At 73.4% G+C, this 23,760-nt stretch carries 26 protein-coding genes and 1 pseudogene; 14 read left to right on the top strand and 13 right to left on the bottom strand.

The annotated features are described in order from the left end of the window. Positions 1-11: 11 nt before the first annotated feature. Positions 12-569, bottom strand: a complete 558-nt coding sequence (locus HCN51_RS26025) for an SMI1/KNR4 family protein (protein WP_168012480.1) — start codon at positions 567-569, stop codon at positions 12-14. 64 nt (positions 570-633) lie between these two features. On the opposite strand from HCN51_RS26025, the gene HCN51_RS26020 reads away from it, so the two are divergent. Further along, positions 634-1,446, top strand: coding sequence for a methyltransferase domain-containing protein (locus HCN51_RS26020; RefSeq protein WP_206067807.1), 813 nt, complete (start codon positions 634-636; stop codon positions 1,444-1,446). Between the two features lie 78 nt (positions 1,447-1,524). Continuing rightward, positions 1,525-1,707: a hypothetical protein gene (locus tag HCN51_RS26015; protein ID WP_168012476.1), complete on the top strand. Its 183-nt coding sequence runs from the start codon at positions 1,525-1,527 to the stop codon at positions 1,705-1,707. A 59-nt stretch (positions 1,708-1,766) separates the two neighbouring features. Here HCN51_RS26015 and HCN51_RS26010 read toward each other — a convergent pair whose 3' ends face one another. Together HCN51_RS26010 and HCN51_RS26005 are read right to left on the bottom strand one after the other, a co-directional pair. Then, positions 1,767-2,477 carry a tetratricopeptide repeat protein gene (locus tag HCN51_RS26010; protein ID WP_206067806.1) on the bottom strand — a complete coding sequence of 237 codons (711 nt, stop codon included), beginning with the start codon at positions 2,475-2,477 and terminating at the stop codon, positions 1,767-1,769. Between the two features lie 21 nt (positions 2,478-2,498). After that, positions 2,499-3,278 carry a maleylpyruvate isomerase family mycothiol-dependent enzyme gene (locus tag HCN51_RS26005; protein ID WP_168012474.1) on the bottom strand — a complete coding sequence of 260 codons (780 nt, stop codon included), beginning with the start codon at positions 3,276-3,278 and terminating at the stop codon, positions 2,499-2,501. A gap of 241 nt (positions 3,279-3,519) precedes the next feature. Between HCN51_RS26005 and HCN51_RS26000 the strand changes: the two genes are divergently transcribed. After that, entirely contained in the window at positions 3,520-3,849 is a 330-nt protein-coding gene (locus HCN51_RS26000) for a DUF6355 family natural product biosynthesis protein (protein ID WP_168012472.1), read from the top strand. Positions 3,850-3,915: 66 nt separating this feature from the next. On the opposite strand, the gene HCN51_RS25995 is transcribed toward HCN51_RS26000, so the two are convergent. Beyond that, entirely contained in the window at positions 3,916-4,173 is a 258-nt protein-coding gene (locus HCN51_RS25995; protein ID WP_168012470.1) for a hypothetical protein, read from the bottom strand. A gap of 287 nt (positions 4,174-4,460) precedes the next feature. Between HCN51_RS25995 and HCN51_RS25990 the strand changes: the two genes are divergently transcribed. After that, entirely contained in the window at positions 4,461-4,892 is a 432-nt protein-coding gene (locus HCN51_RS25990; RefSeq protein WP_168012468.1) for a pyridoxamine 5'-phosphate oxidase family protein, read from the top strand. Between the two features lie 30 nt (positions 4,893-4,922). Further along, the gene (locus HCN51_RS59745; protein ID WP_168012466.1) at positions 4,923-5,162 is read left to right on the top strand and encodes a hypothetical protein; all 240 of its coding nucleotides are present in this window, start codon (positions 4,923-4,925) and stop codon (positions 5,160-5,162) included. A gap of 250 nt (positions 5,163-5,412) precedes the next feature. On the opposite strand, the pseudogene HCN51_RS63050 reads toward HCN51_RS59745, so the two are convergent. Beyond that, positions 5,413-5,748 (bottom strand): annotated as a pseudogene (locus HCN51_RS63050) (hypothetical protein); the annotation flags it as partial. Between HCN51_RS63050 and HCN51_RS25970 the strand changes: the two are divergent. Then, a complete protein-coding gene (locus HCN51_RS25970; RefSeq protein ID WP_206067804.1) occupies positions 5,633-6,310 on the top strand; it encodes a LysR substrate-binding domain-containing protein in 678 nt (225 codons plus the stop codon). The pseudogene HCN51_RS63050 and the gene HCN51_RS25970 overlap by 116 nt on opposite strands. 104 nt (positions 6,311-6,414) lie before the next feature. On the opposite strand, the gene HCN51_RS25965 is transcribed toward HCN51_RS25970, so the two are convergent. Beyond that, positions 6,415-7,905 carry a hypothetical protein gene (locus tag HCN51_RS25965; protein ID WP_168012464.1) on the bottom strand — a complete coding sequence of 497 codons (1,491 nt, stop codon included), beginning with the start codon at positions 7,903-7,905 and terminating at the stop codon, positions 6,415-6,417. Between the two features lie 284 nt (positions 7,906-8,189). Between HCN51_RS25965 and HCN51_RS25960 the strand changes: the two genes are divergently transcribed. Both HCN51_RS25960 and HCN51_RS25955 read left to right on the top strand, forming a co-directional pair. Further along, entirely contained in the window at positions 8,190-9,194 is a 1,005-nt protein-coding gene (locus HCN51_RS25960) for a sensor histidine kinase (RefSeq protein WP_168012462.1), read from the top strand. Positions 9,195-9,297: 103 nt separating this feature from the next. Next, the gene (locus HCN51_RS25955) at positions 9,298-10,452 is read left to right on the top strand and encodes a histidine kinase (RefSeq protein ID WP_168012460.1); all 1,155 of its coding nucleotides are present in this window, start codon (positions 9,298-9,300) and stop codon (positions 10,450-10,452) included. A gap of 211 nt (positions 10,453-10,663) precedes the next feature. On the opposite strand, the gene HCN51_RS25950 is transcribed toward HCN51_RS25955, so the two are convergent. Continuing rightward, complete coding sequence (locus HCN51_RS25950) at positions 10,664-11,401, bottom strand: GntR family transcriptional regulator (protein ID WP_168012458.1); 738 nt, start codon at positions 11,399-11,401, stop codon at positions 10,664-10,666. A 106-nt stretch (positions 11,402-11,507) separates the two neighbouring features. Here HCN51_RS25950 and HCN51_RS25945 point away from each other — a divergent pair, with 106 nt between their 5' ends. Genes HCN51_RS25945 through HCN51_RS25930 form a run of 4 tightly spaced genes read left to right on the top strand, consistent with a single transcriptional unit; the run spans position 11,508 to position 15,914 of the window. After that, positions 11,508-12,782 carry an MFS transporter gene (locus HCN51_RS25945; RefSeq protein WP_168012456.1) on the top strand — a complete coding sequence of 425 codons (1,275 nt, stop codon included), beginning with the start codon at positions 11,508-11,510 and terminating at the stop codon, positions 12,780-12,782. A 44-nt stretch (positions 12,783-12,826) separates the two neighbouring features. After that, complete coding sequence (locus tag HCN51_RS25940; RefSeq protein WP_168012454.1) at positions 12,827-14,209, top strand: acyclic terpene utilization AtuA family protein; 1,383 nt, start codon at positions 12,827-12,829, stop codon at positions 14,207-14,209. After that, positions 14,202-14,540: a DUF4387 domain-containing protein gene (locus HCN51_RS25935; protein WP_168012452.1), complete on the top strand. Its 339-nt coding sequence runs from the start codon at positions 14,202-14,204 to the stop codon at positions 14,538-14,540. The genes HCN51_RS25940 and HCN51_RS25935 overlap by 8 nt, the downstream gene beginning before the upstream one ends. Positions 14,541-14,585: 45 nt before the next feature. Continuing rightward, positions 14,586-15,914, top strand: a complete 1,329-nt coding sequence (locus HCN51_RS25930; RefSeq protein WP_240973253.1) for a lanthionine synthetase LanC family protein — start codon at positions 14,586-14,588, stop codon at positions 15,912-15,914. Between the two features lie 30 nt (positions 15,915-15,944). On the opposite strand, the gene HCN51_RS25925 is transcribed toward HCN51_RS25930, so the two are convergent. Continuing rightward, a complete protein-coding gene (locus tag HCN51_RS25925; RefSeq protein WP_168012450.1) occupies positions 15,945-16,199 on the bottom strand; it encodes an NADPH-dependent FMN reductase family protein in 255 nt (84 codons plus the stop codon). 26 nt (positions 16,200-16,225) lie between these two features. Between HCN51_RS25925 and HCN51_RS25920 the strand changes: the two genes are divergently transcribed. Together HCN51_RS25920 and HCN51_RS62375 are read left to right on the top strand one after the other, a co-directional pair. Next, a complete protein-coding gene (locus HCN51_RS25920; RefSeq protein WP_206067803.1) occupies positions 16,226-16,417 on the top strand; it encodes a hypothetical protein in 192 nt (63 codons plus the stop codon). A gap of 114 nt (positions 16,418-16,531) precedes the next feature. Beyond that, a complete protein-coding gene (locus tag HCN51_RS62375; protein WP_206067802.1) occupies positions 16,532-16,750 on the top strand; it encodes a hypothetical protein in 219 nt (72 codons plus the stop codon). 99 nt (positions 16,751-16,849) lie between these two features. Here HCN51_RS62375 and HCN51_RS25910 read toward each other — a convergent pair whose 3' ends face one another. From HCN51_RS25910 to upp, 5 genes are read right to left on the bottom strand one after another with little or no spacing between them, the layout of a single operon-like run. Continuing rightward, positions 16,850-17,986: an LLM class flavin-dependent oxidoreductase gene (locus tag HCN51_RS25910; protein ID WP_168012448.1), complete on the bottom strand. Its 1,137-nt coding sequence runs from the start codon at positions 17,984-17,986 to the stop codon at positions 16,850-16,852. A gap of 11 nt (positions 17,987-17,997) precedes the next feature. Beyond that, on the bottom strand, positions 17,998-18,924 hold the full coding sequence (locus HCN51_RS25905) for a pseudouridine-5'-phosphate glycosidase (protein WP_168012446.1): 927 nt from the start codon (positions 18,922-18,924) through the stop codon (positions 17,998-18,000). Then, positions 18,921-19,151, bottom strand: coding sequence for a tautomerase family protein (locus HCN51_RS25900; RefSeq protein ID WP_168012444.1), 231 nt, complete (start codon positions 19,149-19,151; stop codon positions 18,921-18,923). The genes HCN51_RS25905 and HCN51_RS25900 overlap by 4 nt, the downstream gene beginning before the upstream one ends. Further along, positions 19,151-22,999, bottom strand: a complete 3,849-nt coding sequence (locus HCN51_RS25895) for an amino acid adenylation domain-containing protein (RefSeq protein ID WP_206067800.1) — start codon at positions 22,997-22,999, stop codon at positions 19,151-19,153. The genes HCN51_RS25900 and HCN51_RS25895 overlap by 1 nt, the downstream gene beginning before the upstream one ends. Beyond that, on the bottom strand, positions 22,996-23,751 hold the full coding sequence (gene upp / locus HCN51_RS25890; RefSeq protein WP_168012442.1) for a uracil phosphoribosyltransferase: 756 nt from the start codon (positions 23,749-23,751) through the stop codon (positions 22,996-22,998). Before upp ends, HCN51_RS25895 begins: the two co-directional genes overlap by 4 nt. Positions 23,752-23,760 lie beyond the last annotated feature (9 nt).

Genomic DNA, 23,760 nt, shown 5'->3' with positions numbered 1-23,760 from the left:
GTCGGGCACGGTCAGCGGCTTGCGAGCCTGCGGTTCTCGTCCTCCATCAGGTCCCAGAAGGACCGGTAGCGGTTCGCACCGGGCAGCCAGGGCGCGTGGAACCAGGCCTCCCACTCGCCGCCCGCGGTCGTGACACGGGGGTTGAGCGGGGCCCAGCCGTCGTCCCAGTGCCCGACCAGGAGGAGGTCGGGCAGGTACTCCTCCCTGATGTGGACGCAGTCCTGCTTGTCGCCGTAGACGAAGTAGAGCTCGTCGGGCACGCTCCGGGGAGTGTGGCCCTCGGGTAAGCAGGAGTCGACGAACCACGGCTCGAGGTCGCGGAACCAGCCCACGGTCTGGGTGGATCGCAGGCAGTACTCGTCGCCGGCGTCGCTCCAGCCGTCGGCGAACAGGAGGAACTGCCGGTAGCTCGGCGGCAGCCCCACCCCCCAGCCGCTCCTCCAGCCGGCGGACGTCCGCCTCGGCGGCCGGCGGGCGCAGCGCGTAGGTGCCGGTCGGCGACGGCGCCGCACCTTCGGGGACCCGGCCCGCTCCGGGAAGACGGCCGACCACGCGTAGGGGGTGCTCATGGTCAGTGAAGATATTCCTGACGACCGACGTTTTACGGCGCCGCACACCGTAGCGTGGTCGGTCGTGGCAGATGACCCGCAGACGCGCCCCGGCCGACGTGACCTCGGCCGGGTGTTCAACGAGGTGCCCGACCTGTATGACCGGGCCCGCCCCGGATACCCCGACGCGCTGTTCGCCGACCTCGCCGCCATCACCGGGGTGGGGGAGAGGTCGCCGGTGCTGGAGGTGGGCTGCGGCACCGGCCAGGCGACCCGCTCGCTGGCGGCGCTCGGCTGCGCGGTGACCGCGATCGAGCCGGGCTCGGAGCTGGCCGCCCTCGCGTCCCGGCGGCTCACCGGCGACGTCACCATCGAGAGATCCACGTTCGAGGAATGGGACGACCACGGCCGGCGCTTCGACCTCCTCGTGGCGGCGTCCTCATGGCACTGGGTCGACCCGGAGATCGGCTGGCGGCGGGCGCACGCCGTCCTCCGCCCCGGCGGCTGGACGGCGCTGCTCAGCCACGTCGTCGTCCGCCGGCCCGGCGAACCCGAGATGTACGCCGAGACCGCCGACCTCCACGAGCGCTTCAGCCCGGGCAACCCCGGCTGGGGCCACCCGCCGCTGGAGGACGACGCCCGCACCACCGACCAGGGCTGGCACGCGCCCGGCGACCTGTTCGGCCCGCCGCTCGTGCGCCGCTACCCGACCGTCCAGTGGCTCGACGGAGCCGGCTTGGCCGACCTCCTCCGCACGACCTCGCTGTACCGCGCCCTCGACCCCGGCGTCCGCGAGCCCCTGCTCGACGCCGTCGCCGAACGCGTCCGCACGCGCATGGGCGACCGGGTGGCCCGCCGCTACCTGAGCGTCCTGTGCCTCGCCCAGCGCGCCGGTTGATCGCGGACGACGGCGAACCGCCGGGCACGGGGATCGTCTCGATAAGGTGTTCGGCCATGGGGGTGTGAGGCGTCGGGCGTGGACCGGGTGATGCCGGAGACGGTCGCCGCGCTCGCCGCCGTGCCGGACGAGCGGGTGCGCGAGTACGCCGAGGACGAGCTGCTGCACCCGTACGAGGTGGAGCGCATCACCGCCTTGCGGGACCTGGCCCGCGAGGCGGTGCGGCTCAGCCGCGGGATGTATCGCTGGACGTGCGTCTGAACGCGGCGAACAGCTCCTCGCGCAGGACGGGCGGCAGCTCGCGGCCCAGCGCCGCCGGGTCACTCCTCGGTGAGCACGGCCGTTCCTTCCGAGCCCGTCCCGTGATCCCCGGCCGGCGGCCTGATCTGGTCGCGGGCCTCCTCGACCTGCCGCATGATGCGGCGGGCCCCGCACGCCTCGGCGGTGGCGTACGCCTCTTCGGCCAGGGCCAGCGCGTCGTCCAAGCGGCCCTGGGCAGTGGCGATGTAGATCAGGCCCACCTGGTCGGCGGCGGCCCCGGCCAGGAGCCCGATCTCGCGGCGCAGGCGGGCCGAGGTCTCCAGGTGCTCGCGGGCGGCGTCCAGGCGGCCCGCCGCGTGGTCGGCGATTCCCAGGTGCCGCAGGGCCTCCGATTGGGTGTGGCGGTTGCCGGCCGCCGTCGCCAGGTCGTACGACTGCCGCAGCAGGGGGACGGCGCGGCCGGGATCGTCGCGTACGACCTGGTGGTAGCAGCCCTGCCAGAACACTGACTCCGCCTCGCCGGCCGCGTCGCCCAGCGTCCGGTACAGATCGGTCGCCCGCTCGAACAGGGGCAACTCGCGCGGGTCCTCGCGCCGGTCGTGCAGGAAGCGCGCGTGCAGGATACGTCCGCGGGCCAGAGCGAGGTCGGCTTCGACCTGGTCGAGGTCCTGTTCCGCCGCCGCCAGCTCGCCGATGTCGCCGGCGAAGACGGCCCGTTCGTAGGACAGCTTGGCTTTTTCGAGGCGTCCGTCCATGCCTGGCTCGCTCATGTCGATGCTCCCTCGTCCGCGTCAGTCGCCGGTGACCCAGTCCATGTGCTCGATCCAGTGCACGAACAGGGCCCGATCTCCGTGCACGTCAAGGGTGGGCGTCGCGTCCAGCGGGCGGCGTCTGCTGATCACGAGCAGAAGGTCGGTGGCCGGGCCGCGTACCGCGACGTCCGCCTTGGTGTGCCCGTGCTCCAGGACGACCATGTCCGGCTCCCGGCGCGCCACCCACTCGCCCGGTGCGTCGGTGGCGTGGAAGTGCAGGGTCTGGCCGTTCCCGCGCATCGCGTCGGCGAAGCCGGGCCGGTTCTCCCAGTAGCCGCGGGACGTCAGGGTGTCCAGCCAGTCCTCGAGCGCCGCGACGGCGAGCTCCGGCGCCAGCTCGTACGGCAGGCCGAGCGCCGCCGCCGCGTCGGCGCGGTGCACGCAAGCCTCGCCGAACAGGCGACGCGACCAGAACGGCACGCCCGCGGCGGCGCCCGACGGATCCCACACCGGTGTGTCGTCCGTGACCGAGGCGAACGCCTGTTTCGCCTCGGCCGCGCCGTCGGTCAGCCAGGCGCGCCACTGGCTCGAATCGGTCGGAGCCGGGACGTAGGCGGCGAACGCCTTGCTCGGCTCGGCCAGCTGCTCGCCCACGAGCATCGCCACCATCCGCTGGGTACCGCCGACATGGTCGACCAGGTCGGCCAGCGTCCACTCCGGGCAGGTCGGCACCGGGGCCGTCGCGTCCCTGTCGTGCAGCCAATCGGCGAGAATGTTCGTCTGCTCGACAACTGCTGATAAGTACGCGGATGTGTCCATCGCTGCACCTCCATGTGCTTCGTGGTCCCTGTGCCGGCGTGATTGACGGTGCGGGCGGTGCCGCCCATTCAGGTTCACCCTATTGCGTAAAGGGCCGCGTGCTGATCTTCTTATGGAGGCGGGCCCGGCCGTGAAAGGGAATCCCGAACGCTTAAGGAGGGCGCAGGACCCCCATTGCGGGGTCGGCCTCGGGCCTTTCGGCTCAGAAGAGCCCATCGATACTGCGGTCAAGGAGATAACTGTGCTTACTTTCAGACGCGCCTTGGGTGGATTGCTTCTTGCCGGCGGAATGCTCGCCGCCTCACTCACCCCTGCCACGGCCGCGACCGCGCAGACGTCAGGGGACGTGGGCGTCCTTTCGGCACCCGTCGGTGCACGGTGCGGCGCTTACCTCACGGGTGAGGCGTGGGGCGCGGATCTGCGCTATTACCACTGCGGCGACACCAGAATCTTTATCGAGATAGACAACATCTCCGGGCCCAACCAATACACGTGCGTGGACCCGTGGGAGGACAAGTACATCGCGGAACGCCAGACCGCCGATAACGCCTGGTACATCGGTCTCTGCTGACGCGCATTTCCCGGCGGGGCGAAGGGCGCCCGTTCGGCAGGGCGCCCTTCCGTGAACGAGGGCCGGTCAGACGACCTTGTACGCCCAGAGCTCGTAGCCGGCGGGCGTGCTGTAATCGACGTAGCTGCACCACCAGACAGTCCACCAGCCGGCGCGCTGACCCAGCTCGCCGGTGATCCGGCAGCTCTCGTACTGGAGGTGGGAGCCGATCAGGGTGAGCTGGGTGTCGGCGGACGCGGGTGTGGAGACGAGGGCGCCGCCCAGTCCGGTGAGGCCGAGGGCGAGGGCTGCGATCAGTGAGACGCGGGCGAGACGATGGCGCACGATTCCTCCGGGGCTCGATCGGTGACGAGTCGTTCCTGGAGCATGGGAGCGCTCCCAAGCGCTTGCTCATCGATTGTCCTCAGCCGCGGTGATTTCAACAACCACCGTCTCACTCGCCGGATGGCGCCGATTTCGCGAGCGCGACGGGAAGGCGGCTGCCGCCCCGGCCGGCGCCGATCGGTGATCGAAAACGCCGCATCACCACGGAAGTTGTCTGCAACGGAACTATCCGCTAAGGTCCTTGTTTGAGAGATCGCACTCCGTCTCCGGATGATGAGGAAGAGGACATGGACGAGAACCAGTCGGGGCCCGCCCCTCGCGCACTCACCGACGAGGAGCTGGTGAAGCTGCTCGACGGCCAGCAGTTCGGCGTGCTGGCGACGGTCAAGCGCAGCGGCCACCCCGCCATGTCCACGGTCCTGTACCGATGGGACCCGGCCGGCCGGATCATCAGGATCTCCACGACGGCCGGCCGGCTCAAGGCGCGCCAGGTGCGTAACGACCCGCACGTCTCCCTGCACGTGCAGGGCCCCGACGTCTGGTCCTTCGCCGTCGCCGAGGGCGAGGCCGAAGTGTCCGCCGATCCGGACGAGCTGCTGGCCTTCGCGGGCGAGCAGCCGGATCCGGCCGCCTTCCTGGAGCAGCAGGCCCGCGAGGAGCGCGTGATCATCAAGATCAAGGTGTCCCGCCTGTACGGCACGGCCCTCGACTTCTCCTGAAGGGCGCCGGCGGGCAGCTCGCCGCGCGCCATGGCGCGCTCGAAGATGACCCCGGACGCCTTGAACCGGGCCGGCCGGAACCTGTCGAGCAGCTCGTACGGGTCGGCGTTCGCGGCGGTACGCGGGCCGGCCTCGCGGTGCGGCGTGCCGACCCACGGCACGTCGAGTCCGAGCCGGATCTCCTTGAGCAGCGCCGACCACCCCGGGCTCCTCGGCCTGGTCGAGGGCCTCGGCTCCTACGAAGGCAGCGGCGTCCCCGAGGCCCGTTGAACCCGGCACACCGAGGAGAGCCCATGCCGAGCACCACACCCGTCATCACGGTCAGCGACGCGGAGCTGGACGAGCTGCGCGCCCGGCTGCGGGCCACGCGCCGGCCCCGCCCCTGGCCGGTGCCCGGCTGGGCGGCCAGCGCCTTCGCGGCGGGGCGGGTGAAGCCGGCCCAGGCCTGCTCCGGCGTCAGGGACGCGTCCGGGGGGACGAGCCAGAAGACGGCGTCCGCGCCCTCGAAGGCCCGCTCGACCACCGCGGCGTCGCCGTGCGAGCCGGTGACCACCTCGACGCGCCCGCGTGCCGCGTCCGGCAGCCGCGCGGGGTCGCGCACGATAACGCGCAGCTTCTCGCCGGAGCCGAGGAGCCGGGTGAGCCGGTGAGCCGGTGAGCCGGGTGAGCAGGTGACGGCCGATGTTCCCGGTGGGGGCAGTGATGACGAAGGGATTGTTGCTCGAAATGGAATGATGCTGGTGGACAGCCCCCACGCGGCCCTCGACGCGAATCTCGCCGTCGCCCTCGACGCCCCGCTGACCGAGCAGAGCGTCACCCGCGCCGCGGCCCGGCTACCCACCTCACCGGCCGCCATGAGCCGCACCCTCGCCCGCCTCCGCCGCACCCTCCAGGCCGCCGACCTGGCCGGCACGGCGCTCGCCCCCGGGCTGCTGCGCCTGGCCGGGCAGGAGGCGCCCGGCGTCTCGTTCCGGCTCCTCGCCGAGGAAGGGGAGGCCAGCCCCGCCCTCCGCGACGGCCGGATCGACCTGGAGGTCGGCTCCATCGACCACGTCGACCCGGAGACCCAGGTCGAAGAGCTGGTCACGCTCGGGATGACGGCCGCCGTCCGCCCCGGACACCCCCTCGCCGGCCGGCCGCTGGACGCGGCCCGGCTCGCCGCCGCCGAACACGTCGTGGTCAGCCGGCGCGACCGCTTCACCGGCCCCTCGACGCCGCCCTGGCCGAGCGGAACCTCTACCGCCGCGTCACCGCCGTCCTGCCCAGCCACCTGGCGGCGATGGCGCCGGCGGCCCGCAGCGACGTCGTCTGCCTCGTGCCCGCCGCGCCCCCCGGCGAGCCCGAGTCACCTCTCACCCACACCGCCACCGACCTCGGGCTGCGCCTCCTCGACATCCCCCTGCCGCTGCCGCCCCTGACCATCGGCAGGGCCTGGCACCCCCGCCAGGCCGCCGACGGAGCGCACCGCCGGCTGCGCGACGCCGTCCGCCGCACGCTCCGCGCGCCGGCCCAGAGCCCGGGGTCAGGCCGCCGGCGGGGCGTAGCCGAGCAGGCCCTCGTTGGTGACGCCCGTACCTTCGCAAGTGGGCGCCGCCGACACGAAATGGTCGCCGAAGCCGGGGATGTGGCAGCGGTAGAGCGGCACGTACGCGCTCGACGGGCGCGTCTCGTGGATCCAGCCCTCCGTCTGCACGATCGTGGTCTGCTTGCCCTCGCAACCGGGGTCCACGGAGATGAAGTAGTCATTGGCGCCCGCCCGGCAGTTGTACAGGGCGCGGGTGCCGGGCTGCGGGGCCGACCACAGCGTCCAGTTGCCCTCCCGGGTGTAGCCGGCGGGCGGCGTGCCGGTGGTGACGAGGTGGCGGTGGTCCTTGACGTACCGGGTGAACGGCTTGCGCACCGGCGTCTCGCCGTCCGCGCAGGTCACCTTGCGGCGCATGACGCGGGCGTTGTCCCAGTTCGGCTGCAGGCTGGGCCACTGCAGGTAGTACAGGGAGAAGTCGGTGCCCAGGTCGGCGGGGTCGGGGCCGTTGCCGACGGGCGTCACGTACGCGTTGAAGTAGCCCGGGTCGCGCGCCACCGGGAAACGCTCCGACCAGCCGTCCAGGCCGTCGCCGGACGTGGACAGGACGATCTCGCGCTCCGAGACGCCGGCGGCCATGACGTACGCGTTCATCGCCTTGCTACGGACCACCTGCGGGCCCCACGCCATGGGCCGGCCCGGGTTGATGTCGGCCGACGAGCCGCCCCAGGCCGGCTCGTCCCACCTGCCGCCGCCGCTGTACTTGTGCCACGGCACCACCGTGCCCTGCTGGGCGGCCGCGACCACGTCCTTGAGGGGCGCGCGGGCCACCGACAGGCCGGCCGGCACCTGCTGCCCGTCGGCCAGGCGGTGGTCGGCGAAGTACAGGTGCAGGTACGCGACCCCGTCACCGCCCTCCACCACGGTGAGCTGCGGGATCCCCAGGTCGGCGTTCCAGGTGGCCCGGTCGATCGGGATGTCCGGCTGCACCACCTTGCCGAGGTACGTGGTCACGCCGGTGGCCGGGTTCAGGCGGCCCAGGTGGAGCTCGGCGTAGAACTGGTCGCCGGCGACGCGCCGCTCCAGGTGGAGGGTCTGCAGGACGATCCCGGTGCCGGGATCACGGTAGACCGCGCCGCCGCCGGCCCAGATGTAACCGGTGGGCACGCCCTGGAGCTGGGTGGAGAAGGCGACGCCGTCCCGTACCGGGTCGGCCAGCGTGCCCTTGACGGTCACATTGCGCTGCGGGCGCGAGGCGACGCTGCCGCCGAACGCCGCCGCGATGTGGAAGTAGTACGTGCCCCCGCCCAGGGCGGTGACGCCGAACGGGCCGTCGGGCCAGCCGTCGAGGCCGAGCCGGTCCCGGGTGGCGTCGGACACGGCCACCTCCGGCTGGCCGACGACGAACGCGGCGCACCCGGCCGCGGCGGCCCTCTGCGCTGTAACGGGCGCCGGTGTGCCGTGCAGGGTGAGGACGGCTCCGAGGGTCACGGCGAGCGCTCCATGCCAGGCGTGCAACATGTCTCCAGATGTACGGTCAGATCGTTTGCGCGGGGAGCCTACGGGCGCGCCTGCGGCCCTGCCGGACACATCAGCAAACCTGGAAACGTCGGCCCTCCGCGTGAGGGCCGCCGCCGGTCTCGCGCGGGCTCGTGGCGCGCGCTCCAGGTCATCGGAATGTCCGCCCGGCCGCGACCTCGACCCGGGTCGCGTCCCGCACCCGGACGCGGCCTCTACTCTGGTCACCCGGGCAACGACGACAGGCGGGTGGGGGAGTGGCGGAGCTGTGGAGGTCCGAGCGCCTCGTCCGGCTGGCTCCGGCCGGCGCGGTCGCCTGCAGCGCCCTGCTGCCGCTGGTCCAGGTCGGGCTGGCGTTCAGCTACGTGGGCAACGGCGTCGGCACCGGCCTGTGGAGCCTCGCGGCGACCGCGGCCTACCTGCCGCTGCACCTGCGCCACGTCCGGTACGCCGCCCGGGCGCACCGGCCACCCCTCGGCGGCTGGTCGCTGGCGGCGATGACCGTGGTCGTCCTCGGGGCCACCCCGCTGGCCGGGAACATGTGGCCGCGGGCGTACACGGCCCTGGTGGTGTCGTTCCTGCTGGTCCTGCCCGCGCCATGGTCGTACCTGGGATACGTGGCGGTGGTGGGCGCGACGGCGCCGGTGGCCCACGCGCTCGGGCTGTCGTGGGCGGCCGCGCCGTGGCTGACGTTCTCGGTGCTGGGCGGCAGCGCGGCGTTGCTGCTGCTCACGTGGCTGGCCGCCGCACTGACCCGGTTGCAGGCGGCCAGGGAGGCGCTGGCCCAGCGGGCCGTCATGCAGGAGCGGCGCAGGATCGACGACGACCTGCGCCACAGCCTCGGCGGCGCGCTGGAGTCGATCGCGGCGCGCGGCGACCGGGCGGCGAGCAAGGTCGCCGAGCGTGAGCCGGCCGCCGCGGCGGAGGATCTGACCGGGCTCGCCGACGAGTCCCGGCGCACGCTGGCCGAGGCCAGGCGGCGGGTGCGCGGCTACCGTCAGCCATCGCTGCGCGCCGAACTGGAGACCGCCGCCAGCCTGCTGACCGCGGCCGGCATCGTCACCCGCCTGGACCTGCCACGCGGCGGCGTCCCCGACACCATCGCCCCGAGCTCACGAGGCGCCCTGCGCGCGACGCTCACCCGCCTCCTGCGCGCCACACCCGCCGGCACCTGCACGATCACGGCGACCACCCTGAACGGCCGGGTGCGACTCGTCGTGCGTGCCGGCGACACCACCGAGACGATCGAGGTACGGCCATGACGGCCTCGATCGCGTCGCGTGAGGTGCGGGGTGTGGTCGCCTCGATCGCGTCGCGTGAGGTGCGGTGCGTGATCGCCTCGATCACGTCGCGAGAGGTGCGGGCGTGACGGCCTCGATCCCGCCGCGATGGGTGCTGCGGCATCCGCGACGGCTCCTGATCGCCTTGCACGTGCCGCTGGCCGCCCAGGCGCCCGTCTACACCAGCCTTGGCGCCGACGGCTCGCCGCCCACCGGCCCGCTGCCCGCGATCCTGCTCGCCGCCGTGATCCTCGCGCTCCAACTGCGGCACAGCCTGGCCGACGCCCGGGGCGAGCGGCCCGCGGGATGGCGTTGGAGCCTCACGGCGGTGCTGCTGCTCACCTATGCCCCGGTCTGGGCGCTGGGCCTGAACTGGGTCAGCATCAGCACCCTCACCATGGCCTCGACGCTGATGCTCCTGCGCGGCCTGCCGCGACTGGTGGCGGCCGCCGCCCAGCTGTCGGTCTTCGCGGCCCTCCAGCTCGTCGCGACGCTGCCGACACCGGGGTTCAGCGTCTGGCAGATCGTCATCCTGGAGCTGTACGCCGTGATCGTCCCCACCCTGTTCGCCGTGGCTCTGGCGGGCGGGGCCCGGCTGGTGCGGCTGGTGGACGAGCTGGAAACGGCCCGTACGGAGCTGGCCGCGACGGCGGTCGGCGCGGAGCGGATCCGGGTCTCGCGCGACCTGCACGACCTGCTCGGCCAGAGCCTGTCGGCGATCTCCCTCAAGGGCGACCTGGCGCTGCGGTTGCTCGCCAAGGACAGCGCCGCCGCCCACGCCGAGATCGAGAGCCTGACGGGGGTGGCCCGCGACGCGCTGCACGGCGTACGGGCGATCACGCGCGACGAGCACACCGTGTCGCTGCGCGCGGAGATCGACGGGGCCGCGGCCCTGCTCGGCGCGGCGGGAGTGGACACCCGGCTGGACGTGGCCGACCTGCCGCCGCTGCCCGCGCCCGCCCAGAACGCCCTGGCCTGGGCCGTCCGCGAGGGCACCACGAACCTGCTGCGCCACAGCGAGGCCGGCTCCTGCACCCTCACGCTCTCTCAGCAGGGCGGGAGAGTGCGGCTGGAGATCGTCAACGACGGTGTGCGCGGCGAGACCGGCCACGGCTCGCAGCGGGGTTCAGGGCTCGCCGGGGTGGCCGAGCGGGCCGAAGCCGCCTCCGGCTCGTTCGAGGCCGGTGCCCGCGACGGCCGCTTCCGGCTGTCGGTGGAGGTGCCGGCCCAGGGCGGGTGATGCGCGTACCGGCGTACCCCGCCTGAACCGCGTACCTGCGTACGCCGCGTGACCTCGGCTCGCCGCACGTCACCGTCGCCATGACCGCCAGGACGCCGAGCGGCAGGACCACCAGGTGGCGAGGTGGGGGAGGCCGGGCAGAGAGGTGCGGGGCTCGGTGGCCGGCGAAAAGCTTGCCGCGTCTGGTTTCCTGGCGGTGCGTCGAAGGTCTTCAGGGGGAGGCGACGGAAGCCTTCGCCGCGGGGGCGGCCAGGAGGTCGCCGAGCCCGCCGCGGGCGTCGTCGATGACGAGCGCCTCCGCCGCCGCCGAGTCGCCCGCCCGCAACGCCCGCACCAGCGCGCGATGGCTGGTGTAGCGGTGCAGGCCGAACTCGGCGTCGTGGCTGATGCGTTCGAGCAGCCTGGCCCGGCGTTCGGGCCAGGAGAACACGCGGGTCTGGTCGAGCAGCCGCACGAGGACGGGGTTGCCGGCGCAGGACTCGACGACCTCGTTGAAGCGCTGCATGGCGTCGAGCAGTCGGCCGAGGTGCCGCGACGGCTGCTGCCCGCCCTGGTGGCGCTGCTTGATGAGGATCAGCAGGTCGTCGGCCTCGTCGAGGATGGCGTCGAGCCGGTCGAGCTGCTCCGGGGTCGCGCGCCGGGCGGCGAAGCGGGCCACCATGCCGCGCAGGGCCACCTCGACCTCGGCGAGGTCCTGGACGGCGACGTCGCCGAAGGTCGCCACCTGCACGGTGCGCGGGCCCGTGCGTTCGAGCAGGCCGTCCTGCTCCAGGCGCCGGATGGCCTCGCGCACCGGCGTCGGGCTGACCGACAGCCGCTCGGCGAGCCCCCGCTCGGTGACCTTCTGGCCGGGACGCAGCTCTCCCGTGGTGATCGCGTCACGGATGGCGCGGTACGCGCGGTCGGCGAGCGTGCTGGTCGTCAGGCCCTGCAAGGTCGTGTCCGCCATACCGGCAGTCTATCTGCCATGGCAAAGCTGGATTGCGATGCTTGACGGTTTTGCTATAGCAAAACTAGTGTGGTGCGCGCCACACCGGCAGTCGGAAGGGCGTCCCATGGCGACGACGAGCGGCCCGCGCACGCGAACAGGGCGGATCACTTTCTTCATCTCCCTGGCGGTCTTCGCCCAGGAATCCACGTGGAACCTCTACGACTCGCAGGTGCCGCCCCTGCTGCGCGAGCACATCACCAGCGCCGCGCTCGTCGGCCTGCTCATGGGGATGGACAACCTGCTCGGCATCTTCATCCAGCCGTGGATGGGCAACCGGTCGGACAACACCCGGACCGCGTGGGGCAGGCGCATCCCGTACCTCGTCGTCGGGATGCCGCTGGCGGCGCTGCTGTTCCTCGCCATCCCGCACGCCGCGGCCGCGCTGCCGCCGCTCATCCTGGTGATGTTCGCCTACGCGCTGACCGCGAACTCCTTCAAGCCCATCGCCGAGTCCCTGCTGCCCGACTTCATCCCGCCGCAGCGGCGGAGCCGGGCCAACGCGGTGGTCAAGATCGCGTCGAGCCTCACGGTGATGGTCGCGGCGCTCATCAGCATCTTCCTGATCGACGACTTCCCCGCGGCGTCGTTCGCGATCCCCGCGGCCCTGATGGTGGCCTCTGCGGCCGTGCTCGGCCTGAAGCTGCGCGACAGCCGCTCGCCGGGCTACCAGGCCGCGCTCGCGGAGGACCGCGAGCGGCCCCGCGCCGCCTCCCGGCAGGCCCGGGTGCGGGACGTCGTGCTCGACATCGTGCGCGACCCCGACCGCAGCCGGCTGCTGCTCATCGTGTCCATCCTCGTCTTCGGCGGCGCCTGGGCCGCCTCCCGGGCGCTCATCACCCCGTACGGCATGGAGGCGCTGGGCCTGTCGCGCGGCGACGCGGGCGGGCTGACCCTGCCCAGCGGGGTCGCCTTCATCGTGGCCGCCTACCCGGTGGCGGTGCTCGCCGAGCGCTTCGGCCGGCTGCGCGTGATGATGGCCGGGATGACGGTGTTCGCCGCCGGGCTGGTGCTCGGCACCGTGGTGCACACGCCCACCGGTGTCATGCTCGGCCTGTGCGTCGCGGCGGCGGGCGCGTCCGCGTTCCTCGTGAACGCCGTCGTCGTCCTGTGGAACCTCGCCCCGTCCGGCGGGGTCGTCGGTACCTACACCGGGCTCTACACCGTCGGCTGGGTCGGCGGCGGCTTCCTCGGCCCGGCCGTGGTCGGCGGCATGGTCGACCTGACGAGCTGGTCACTGATGCTCATCCACGTCTCGATCCTCGCGGCCGTCGCCGTGCTGGTGGTCGCGCGCGTCAGCGCCCTGCGGCGGCGCTCGGAAGCCGGGCACGGCTCCCCCTGAACCGATGACACAGAGAGACCGATGACACAGAGAGAAAGAAGGACATGGGCAGCGAACCCGTCAAGCAGGTCCGGGTCCTGGCGCCGAGCGGCATGCTCGGCGCCGGCTGGGACCACGCGACGATCGAGCGCGGCATCGCGCTGGGCGCCGACGTCATCAGCATCGACGCCGGGTCCACCGACTCCGGCCCGTACTACCTCGGCTCCTCGACCCCCAAGACGACGGCCGAGGCGGTGGCCCGCGACCTGCGCAGCCTGCTGACGGCCGCCGCCGGCGCGGGCATACCCGTGATCGTGGGCTCCTGCGGCACGAGCGGCACCGACAGCGGCGTCGACTGGGTCGCCGGGATCGCCGCCGAGGTGATGGCGCGGGAGGGCCTGAGCCTGAAGGTCGCGCGCGTCTACAGCGAGCAGAGCGCGGCGGAGCTGAAGGAGCACCTGGACGCGGGCCGGATCCATCCGCTGCCGCCGATGGGGCCGCTGCGGGCCGAGACGCTCGAGAGCTGCACCCACATCGTCGGCGCGATGGGCCACGAGCCGATCGTCGCGGCACTGCGCGCCGGCGCCCAGGTCGTGCTCGCCGGCCGGGCCACCGACACGGCCGTGGCCGCCGCCTACCCGCTCATGAAGGGCATGCCCGCCGGACCGGCGTGGCACGCCGCCAAGATCGTCGAGTGCGGCGGCCAGTGCACCACGGACCCGCGCGCGGGCGGCGTGCTCGCCACCATCGACGCCGGCGGCTTCACCATCGAGCCGCTCGACCCGGCCGTGTCCTGCACGCCGATCACGGTGGCCGCCCACATGCTCTACGAGAGCGCGAACCCGTTCGAGATGCGCGAGCCCGCCGGCACCCTCGACGTCCGGGACGCGCGCTACGTGGCGCTCGACGACCGGATCGTCCGCGTCGAGGGCTCGCGCTTCCACCCCGCCGGCCAGTACACGATCAAGCTGGAGGGCGCCCGGGTCACCGGCTACGAGACCCTGTCGTTCACCGCGATCCGCGACCCCCTCATCCTCGCCGACATCGACGCCTGGGCGGACCTGATGCGCACGATGATCAGGCGGCGAGTGCGCCAGACCCTGGGGCTGGCGGACGACGAGTACGCCTTCGACCTGCGCCTCTACGGCCACAACGCGGTGCTGGGCGAGCTGGAGCCCGAGACCGGGCCGCCCCGGGAGGTGGGCGTGATGCTGCTGGTCAACGCGCCCGACCAGGCGACGGCCACCGCGATCGCCAAGGTCGCCAACCCGCTGATGCTGCACCTGCCGACCCCGGCGATGGGCTACCTGCCGAGCCTGGCGTTCCCGTTCTCGCCGGCCGAGGTCGAGCGCGGCGCGGCGTACGAGTTCGCGCTCAACCACGTCGTGGACTGCGCCGACCCGGCGAGCCTGTTCCGCGTCGAGATGGGGGAGCACGCCGATGCCTGAGATCACCCTGGCCGACCTCGCGCACGAGGTGCGCTCCAAGAACGCGGGCCCGTTCTGGGTCACCATGGAGCTGTTCATGCGCGACGCGGCCGGCTACCGCATCGCCGCGGACGAGTCGTTCCTGAACGAGCGGGTGATCGCCGAGCTGTACCGGGTCGAGGAGGGCACGGTCCAGATCTTCCGGATCCCGTCGCTGAACGTCGTGAAGATCTCCTTCCCGCGGCCCCTCGCCCAGGGCTCGCTGCGCGACCGGGACATGCACGCGGGCCAGCACCACGTCCCGCTCGCCCGCCTGCCGGTCAAAGGTTCCCAACAAAACCTATGGAAATAATCGGAAAACCCTGCAATCTCCCCCTGGATGTGCCAGAGTCTCGTCATGAGCTTGGACGAGATCCGCCCCATGAGCGCTCGTGCCCACTCTCCGATGACGGCCGCCATCTCGACCGCGCGCTGGATCAGATCCGCCGCCGTGGACGACGAGCACGGCACGCACTGGCGGGCCAACCCCGACCGGCACGGCAGGTCGGCGCTGCCGCCGCGGCCCCGGTCCCTGTACTCGGGAGCGGCCGGGATCGTGCTGTTCTTCCTGGAGCTGGCCGCCGCCACCGGGCAGGAGGCGTACCTGGAGGACGCGCGGCGCGGCGCCCGGTGGCTGGCCGCCACCTGGCGGCGGGAGAGCGACCTGACGCTGCACCACGGGCTGACCGGCACCATGATCGCGCTGATGGAGGCCGGCTGGGCGCTCGGCCACGACCGGCTCGACGCGGAGGCGGCGGCGATCGCCGACCTGATCGTGGCGAGCGGGCACACCCGCGTGGACGGCTTCGGCTGGACGTTCGACCCCGCCCAGCGCGGCGACGGCGGCATCGTGCTGGGCCTGCTGCGCGCCGCCGCCCGCTTCGGCGAGCCCGCGTACGAGGCCGCGGCCGTCAGCGCCGGCCTGCGCATCGCCGGGCTGCCCGTGCCCGGCCACCGGCACGGCGGCCTCGACGGCCTGCCCTCCGACGCGATCACCCCCGGCTTCCTGACCGGCTCGGCCGGCATCGCCTTCCTCCTGGCCCGCCTGTACGGGGTGACCGCCGACGAACGCTTCCTGCGCGCCGCCCGCAGCGGAGCCGCCTTCGTCCGCGAGGTGAGCGTGACGGGCGACGGCCGCGCCCTGGTCCCGCACCACGTGCCGCGCTCCGGGGAGCTGTACTACGCCGGGTTCTGCTCGGGCGCCGCCGGGGTGGCCAGGATGTTCTACGAGCTGCACCGGGTGAGCGGCGACCTCGAAGACCTGGACTGGGTGGAGCGGCTGGCGCACGGCGTGGTCGACAGCTCGGCCCCGCCCCGCCGCACGCCCGGCTACTGGAACTCGGCCTGCCAGTGCTGCGGCACGGCCGGCCTGGTGGAGCTGTTCGTGGGGCTGTGGGCGGTCACCGGGCGGGCCTCCTGCCTGGAGTTCGCCCGCACGCTCGCCGCCGACCTGGTGGCCAGGGCCGACGACCACGACGGGCGCGGCTACCGCTGGTACCAGGCGTATCGCCGGGTGCGGCCCGGCGAGGTGAGCGCGGACACCGGCTACATGGTCGGCGCGGCGGGCATCGGGTCGGCCCTGCTCCACCTGGACGCGGCCGGCCAGCCCGACCGGGCACGCCGCGTCCTGCTCCTGCCCGACAACCCGTTCCCCGCCCTGCCGGTCCCGTGCGTTTCCGGCGGCTAGCCAACGCCGTGGCCGGATGTGCGAACGGTGTCAGGCCACCGCGCGCAGCGGGGCCGCGTTCACCTCGTCGGCCAGTGCCCGCAGCCGGGGCCGCAGCTCCTCGGCCGGCCGGTGCGCCTGCGCGCCGCCGGTGACGACGGGCACCACGGTCCTGCCCGCGAACTCCTGCTGCGGCAGCCCGTCCAGGCGCTCGGCCACGTGGCCGGGGAGCCGACCACGGCGGCCTTCCAGGCCCTCCCGGTCGCGCGGCAGCGTGAAGAACACCCGCTCGCCCGCGTCGTCCACCCGGCGACACGGTCACCGAGGCCGACGTGCGGCTGTGGGTGACGCCGGCCCGCTTCGACGCCACGTACAACCGCGGACATCTGATCAGCGAGCGGGAGCTGCGCGACTTCGAGCACCTGTGGCCCTACGCCCGCGACCTGTACCGGCTGCCCGCCTTCCGCGAGACGACCGAGGGCCTGCCCGCCGGCTGGGACCTGCCGCACGGGCGCGACCGATGACCCCACGGGTGCTCCTGGGCGTGGCGGGCATGCTCGCCCTCCGGCGCCGGCGGCTCCGGCACGAGCACGCTGCTGCGCGTCCTGGCCGGTCTCGACTCCGGCGCGGACGGCGAGGTGCGCACCGGCGGCCGCGCCGCCGTGGTGTTCCAGGAGCACCGGCTGCTGCCGTGGAAACGCGTCGCCGGCAACATCGCGCTCGGCCTGCGCGGCCCTGACGCGGCCCCCCGCACGGCCCCGGCTTCGGCGCCCTGCGCCGCCACCTGCGCACCCGCCTGCGCGTGCCCCTCCTTCCCGGCCAGTCCTGAACGCGGGTCACGCGCGCCGCGACGCTGAGTCCTCGGGGACGGCACCACCTCCGCCGGCGCCGCCGAGCCGAAGCGTGGACGCCTGGAGGGCCGGGCGTCCACGCCTCCGAGCGCGGGCGCCCGGACCTCAGATCCCGGCGGTGATCTTCTCCAGCAGGTGCGGACCGCGCTCGGCGTCTTCCCGGTCGCGCCTGGCCACCTCCTCCCGGACGATCGGGATGACGTGCCGGCCGAAGTCGACGGCGTCGCCGAGCAGGTCGTAGCCGCGGGCGGAGATGATGTCCACGCCCAGGTCGTAGTAGTCGAGCAGCGCCTTCGCCACCGTCTCCGGGGTGCCGACCAGGGCGTTGGAGTTGCCCTCGCCGCCCGTGGCGGCCGACGTCGGCGTCCACAGGGCCCGGTCGAAGCGCTCGCCCCTGGAGGCGATGGCGATCAGCCGCTGCGCGCCGGTGTTCTCCGGCCCGTCCGGCGCATGGCCGCGCGGCGGCTGCCTGACCGCCCGCCGCACCCGGATGGCCTCGACCGTGCGGTGCGCCTTCTCCCAGGCCAGTTCCTCCGTCGGGGCGATGATCGGGCGGAAGGCCGCCTGGATGCGCGGCCGGTCGCGCCGCCCGGCCGCGCGCGCCGCCGCCCACACCGACTCGATCTGCTGGGCGGTGTCGGCCAGCGGCTCGCCCCACAGGCAGTAGATGTCCGCCTCCGCGCCGCCGGCGGCGTACGCGGCGGGGGAGGAGCCGCCGAAGGAGACGCCCGGGTGCGGGTCCTGCACGGGGAAGATGTCGCTGACGTAGTCGTGGAAGCGGTAGTGCTCGCCCTCGTGGTCGAACGGCTCCCTGCGCGTCCACACCTTCTTGACGATCTGGATGTACTCCCTGGTCCGGCTGTAACGCTGGTCCTTGGTCAGCGTGTCGCCCTCGCGCCGCTGCTCGTGGTCGTTGCCGCCGGTGATGAAATGGATGGTCAGCCGCCCGTCGCCGATGTGGTCCAGCGTCGCGAACGAGCGGGCCGCGTACGTCGGGTAGGACACGTTCGGCCGGTGCGCGAGCAGGATCTGCAGCCGCTCCACCTTCGCCGCCAGCCAGCCCGCCGCCGGCGTCGGGACCGGCGTGTCCGAGCCGTAGGCGAACAGGACCCGGTCCCAGCCGTGGTCCTCGTGGGCGCGGGCGAGCCTGAGCGTGTAGTCCTTGTCGAAGGAGAGCCCGGAACGGGCCGTGGTCTCCGAGGCGTTGTTGGTGTAGGCGATGCCGAGAAACTCCACGGGCATGTCAGACGTCCTTATCGGAGAGCGGATCGGTGGCGGGCGTGCGCGGCGGCGAGCACGCCGCCGGTTTCTGCCGTGCTGACGAGGACCGCCATGTTGGCCCGCGAGGTCCGCCCGCCGGTGGCCTCGTCCACGGCCCGCATGAGGTACTTCGTGATCGCGTTGCCTTTGACGCCGTCCCGCTCGGCGGCGGCCAGCGCCGCGCGCACGGCGCTCTCGGCCACCTCGGGGTCCACGGCGTCCTCCGGGCGGGGCGGGCTGGTGACGACGACGCCGCGGCCGCCCGCCGCCCAGTGGTGCTCGACGACGCGGGCGACGACGTCCGGATCGTCGATCCGGTGCGGGCTGCGCAGGCCGCTGGAGGCGCAGTAGAAGGCGGGGAAGTCGTCAGACCGGTACGACACCAGCGGCACCCCCTGCGTCTCCAGGTACTCCAGGGTCAGCCCGAGATCGAGGATGTTCTTCGCCCCGGCGCAGACGACCGCCACCCGGGAACGGGTGAACTGGATGAGGTCGGCGGAGACGTCCATCGTCGCCTGCGCGCCCCGGTGCACCCCGCCGATGCCCGCGGAGGCGAAGAACGGGATGCCCGCCAGCTCGGCCGCCACCAGCGAGGAGGCCACGGTGGTGGCGCCGAGCCCGCCGCGCGCCAGCACCACCGGCAGGTCCCGGTTGCCGGCCTTCGGGATGCCGGGGGTCGCGGCGAACCGCTCGATGTCCGCCTCGCCCATGCCGATCAGCAGCCGGCCGCCGTCCACCCCGATCGTCGCCGGCACCGCCCCGCCCTTCCGCACCGCCGACTCCACCTCGACGGCGGTGGCGGCGTTGTCCGGGTACGGCAGGCCGTGCGTGATCACGTTCGACTCCAGCGCGACCACCGCCCGGCCCTCGGCCAGCGCCTGCGCCACCTCCTCCGCGACCACCAGCGGGATGCCGCTCAACGGCGGTACTCCGGCGCCTTGATCAGCTGTTCGGGGCGGCCGGCGATGCGCGGCTCGTACACGGCGGCGGCCCAGTCGCCGGGGTCCACCGGTTCGAGCGCGATGGACACGGCTCCCTCGTAGGTGCCGAACTCCTGCACGACCAGCGCGGTCAGCGCGTCGGCCAGGCGCCGCTTCCGCTCCGGGGCCAGGTCGAGGGGGAAGTGCTGGATGGTGACGTGCGGCATCACGACTCCTTGGTGCTCGTGCGGGTGGCGTTCGTGCTCGTGCGTATGGTGTGGGCGAGCTCCGCGACGCCGGGCTCCCTGAGCGCGCCGTAGTGGTCGGCGGCCAGCTCGAACACCTTCCCGTCGATGTGCGGCTGCTCGTCGCCGGCGGCCCTGATGACGGTCACGGGCGCGGCCAGCCCGTCGAACGGGTACGGGAAGGCGTAGGTCCTGGCCACCAGCCGGGCGATCCGGCGGATCAGCGGCCGGTCCAGCTCGGGCAGCAGGCCGTGCACGAACGCGACGAAGCTCTCCTCGTCCCTGGCCTGCTCCAGGCAGCGCTCCAGGCCGGGGCCCGCGACCGTGCCGGTGAAGACGGAGTAGAGGATCGTCACATACGCGGGGTCGGCGTAGGACGCCGCCCGCTCCCGGCTCCCGGCCGCCACGCGCGGGTTGCCGGGGCAGATCAGCACGACCTCGTCCACGCGCTCACCGGCCCGTTCGAGCTGCTTGGCCGCCTCGAAGGCGACGCGCGCGCCGAACGAGTACCCCCACAGCGTGTACGGCCCCCGAGGCCGCACGCGCCTGATCTCGGCCACGTCCGCCGCGGCCATCTCCTGGATCGACGGGTACGGCTCCTCGCCGGGGTTCAGCCCGTACGCCTGGACACCGTGGAACGGGCGGCCGGGGGCGGCGTGGCGGGCCAGCGCGCGCAGGTTCATCGGATAACCACCGAGCCCGGGCCAGCAGAACACCGGCGGCCCCTGCGCCACGCGCCCGTGGGACGCCGGCGAGCCGTCCTCGGCATGCCCTAGGGGCACCAGCCGGGAGGACGGCGCCGCCTGCCCGGCGTCCACGCGGGCCGCCAGCTCCCTCAGCCTGGGCGACTCGAACAACGCCTGGAAGGGCAGGCTTGTGCCGAACTCGCGGTTGATCCGGTTGATCAGCGCCACCGCGGTCAGCGAGTTGCCGCCGCAGGCGAAGAAGTCGTCCGTCGCCGACACGTCCTCGTACTTCAGCACCCGGCCCCACTCCTCGGCCAGCCACCGCTCGGTCGCGGTCGCGGGTGGCACGTGCGGGGCGGCCGGGCGCGGCGCGGCCAGGGCGCGCAGCGCGGCGGCGTCCACCTTGCCGTTCGCCGTCAACGGCAGCGTGTCCACGATCAGGACCCGGTTGGGCAGCATGTAGTCCGGCAGCAGGCGGGACAGCCCGTCCTTGATCAGCTCGGCGGGGCCCTTCATGTGCACGGCGTCCTCACGCATGTCCTCACCGGCGATCTGCTCGGCGCTGACCCGCCCGCCCAGCACGAAGTACATCGCCTGCGACCCTGATCCCGTACTCGCGTCCGTGAGGATGTCCGCCACGCGCCGGGCCGCGGGCATGGGGTGGCCGCTCTTCGAGCTGTAGCCCGACGACATCAGGCCGAGGCCCAGGGCGTTGCGCTGCAGGTGGTGCAGGCGGGCGCCCAGCACCACGTACGCCAGCCACGGCCGCGTGTCCCTGGCCAGCAGGGCGAGGCCGAAGGCGGCGCGGTCGTACACCTGCTGGTTGATCGCCACCACGTGCCGGCGTTGCACGACCTGGTCGGAGACGCGCTCCAGCGTGCCGTCGCGGTGCCGGTACCAGCCCGCCGGCAGGCCGCGCACGCGGCCGGGATGCGCCTGGACGAAGACCTCGACGCCGCCGGCGCGCGGCGAGCCGTCGTGGGGGCCGATCTCGAACGTGCCGACGTAGTGGTCGTGCGGCTCGACGCCGAGCCGTTCCCGTACCGAGGCGATCCGGTCCAGCGGGCGGATGTCCAGCCCGTACGCGGGCAGCACGTCCTCGAAGACGCCCACCATGTGACCGGCCTCGAACTCCAGGACCTCGTGCAGGTTCTCCCGGTAGATCGGCTCGATCGCCGCCCGCCTGCCGGACAGGTGCACCCGCAGGCCGCCGTCCTCGGGCAGCCGGGCCGCGCCGACGTGGACCAGGGCGTGGTCCGCGGGATGGTAGTAGTACAGGCCCGGTGCCAGGCCGGTCACGCCGGCGGCCTCCACGTAGAGCTGGGTCGCGTACAGGGCGCCGGGCGAGGCGTAGGCGTACTTGGGCAGCAGCCGCTGCTCGCTGCGGAACTGGCCGAACCAGCGCAGGATCCGCCCGAGCTCGTCGAGCCCGAGAGGGCCGGAGCGGCGGACGTTCGTCCCGCCGGGCGCGGGGCCGAGCAGGGCCAGGAGGTCCGCGTCGGTGACCGGTCCGCCCTCGTAGAACCGGTAGGTCTTGCGGGCGAAGACCGCGCGCCGCAGCTCGGCGGGCTCGTCGCGGTGCGGCAGCGGCACCGCCGGGCGGCCGGACAGGTCCGGTCTGAGACCCGCGCCGGCGAGCTGGGCGCGCACTTGCAGGCGGTCGGCCTTGGAGCGGTGATGGGCCGCGTGGTGGCTCTGGTCCATGAGGGCGGCCTCGCGGGGGTCCAGCTCCGCGCACACGACGAGCTGCGGGGCGCGGGTCCGCTCGTCGGTGACGACGACCGCCGCGGCCCGCCGCACCCAGGCGTGCCGTTCGGCGGCCAGCGCCACCTCGCCCGGCTCGATCCGGTGGCCGCGTAACTTGACCTGGTCGTCGGCGCGGCCGGCGAACTGGAGGGTGCCGTCGGGGTTCCAGTACGCCAGGTCGCCGGTGCGGTAGAGCCGCTGCGTCGGGACGAACGGCGAGGGGACGAACCGCTCGCGGGTCTGCTCGGGCCGGTTCAGGTAGCCCCGGGCGAGCTGGGCGCCGCCGATGTACAGCTCGCCGGTCTCGCCGATGTCCACGGGGGCCAGGTTGGCGTCCAGGACGAAGCAGTGGGTGTTGTCCACCGGCACGCCGATCGGCAGCGTCCCGGCCCCGTCGGCGGCCTGCCAGGGGTCGACGACGTGCGCGGTGGCGTTGATCGTGCACTCCGTGGGCCCGTACAGGTTGATCAGCGACGCGCCCGGCAGCGCCGCGAACACGGCCCTGGCCAGCCGCTTGGTCAGGGCCTCCCCGCCGGAGAAGACGCGGGTCAGCGCGGCGCAGCGGGCCAGCCGCCCCGTGTCCACGAGCGCTTCGAGCAGCGTGGGCACGCACTGCAGGGTGGTGACCTCGTGGGCGGCCATGGCGTCGATGAGGGCGTCCGGGTCGCGATGGCCGCCCGCCGGCGCCGTGACGACCCGGCTGCCGAACGCGGGCGCCAGGATCTCCCACTGGGCGGCGTCGAAGCTGGCGGGCGTCTTCTGCAGCACCGCGGTGTGCGGGCCGATGTGGCCGCAGGTGTGCATCCAGCGAAGCTGGGAGGCGATGCTGTGGTGCTCGATCAGCACCCCCTTGGGACGTCCCGTGCTGCCGGAGGTGTAGATGACGTAGGCGAGCGAGCCCGGCCCCCAGGCCGCCTCGCCGGGGCGCCGCTCTCCGGTCGCTTCGAGGCGCGGCTCCTCGGCCAGGGTGACGATCCGCGTGCCCGGTGGTGCCAGCTCCGACACCTCACGTACGAGATGGGGCTGGGTGACGACGACGGCGGCCCGGCTGTCCTCGATCATGAAGCGGATCCGGTCGGGCGGATAGTCGGGGGACAGCGGCAGGTACGCGGCCCCCGCCATGAGGATCCCCCAGACGCCGGTGATCAGGTCGGCCGAGGGATCGGCGTACAGGCCGACGCAGTCGTCCGGGCCGGCGGACAGCCGCTGGAGGCGGGCCGCCAGCCGGCCGGCGTCGTGGACGAGCTCGCGGAAGGTGAGGCTGCCGCCGGCTCCGGTGACCGCTACCGCGTCGGGCCGGTTCTCGGCCTGCTGGAGCAGGAGGTCGGGCAGGCAGGCTCCGACGCCGACGCGCGTGCGGGTACCGGGCGGCCGGGCGGAAGGAACGGTGATCATCATGCTCCTGGATCGGTGGTGCAGAAAGTGGTGCGGGTGTGATCAGTGGTGCGGGGAGAATCGGTGGTGCCAGAGGGGTGAGCGGTGCCGGAAGGGGCGGCGGTGGCCGAAGTGGTGCCGAAGTAGCGGTCGCCGAAGTCCCCGATGCCCGGGATCATGAAGGCGTCGTCGTTCAGCCGCTCCTCGATCGAGGAGACGACGATCTTGACGTGCGGGTGCGCCTCGGTGACGGCGCGGATGCCCTCGGGCGCGGCGATGAAGTCGATCAGGACGATGTGCTCCTCCCGCACGCCGGCCTTGAGCAGCACGTCGATGGCGGCGTTGGCGGAGCCGCCGGTGGCCAGCATCGGCTCCAGGAGGAGGACGTGGCTGCCGGCGATGCCGGGCGGCAGGTGCGAGTAGTACAGGTGCGGCAGCTTGGTCTGCTTGTCCCGCTGGATGAGGATCTTGCCGATGCGGATGCCGGGATGGATGTCGCGTAACTCGGCCTCCATGCTCTCCCCGGCCCTGACGACGGCCACGGCGCAGACGTCGGCGGTGGGCCGCAGCCCCCGATAGGTGGCGCCCACCGGCGTGGTCACGTGGTGCTCGGTGAAGGGGAGCTGGTCGAGCCCGGCCTCCAGCAGGAGGCGGATGATGCGGCGGGAGTGCAGGACGAAGGTGTCGAGCGCGGCGTGCCGGTCGCGGACGACCGTGTGCAGGGCGCGGAGCTGGCGGGTCTGGGGGAGCAGGTGAAGGTTGTGCTGGGCAGGCATGGTGGTCCC

The organism is Nonomuraea composti (assembly GCF_012034275.1).
Taxonomy (GTDB): domain Bacteria; phylum Actinomycetota; class Actinomycetes; order Streptosporangiales; family Streptosporangiaceae; genus Nonomuraea; species Nonomuraea composti.
Note: the sequence above shows the minus strand (reverse complement) of the source record. Positions and strands in the feature narration are given on the sequence as shown.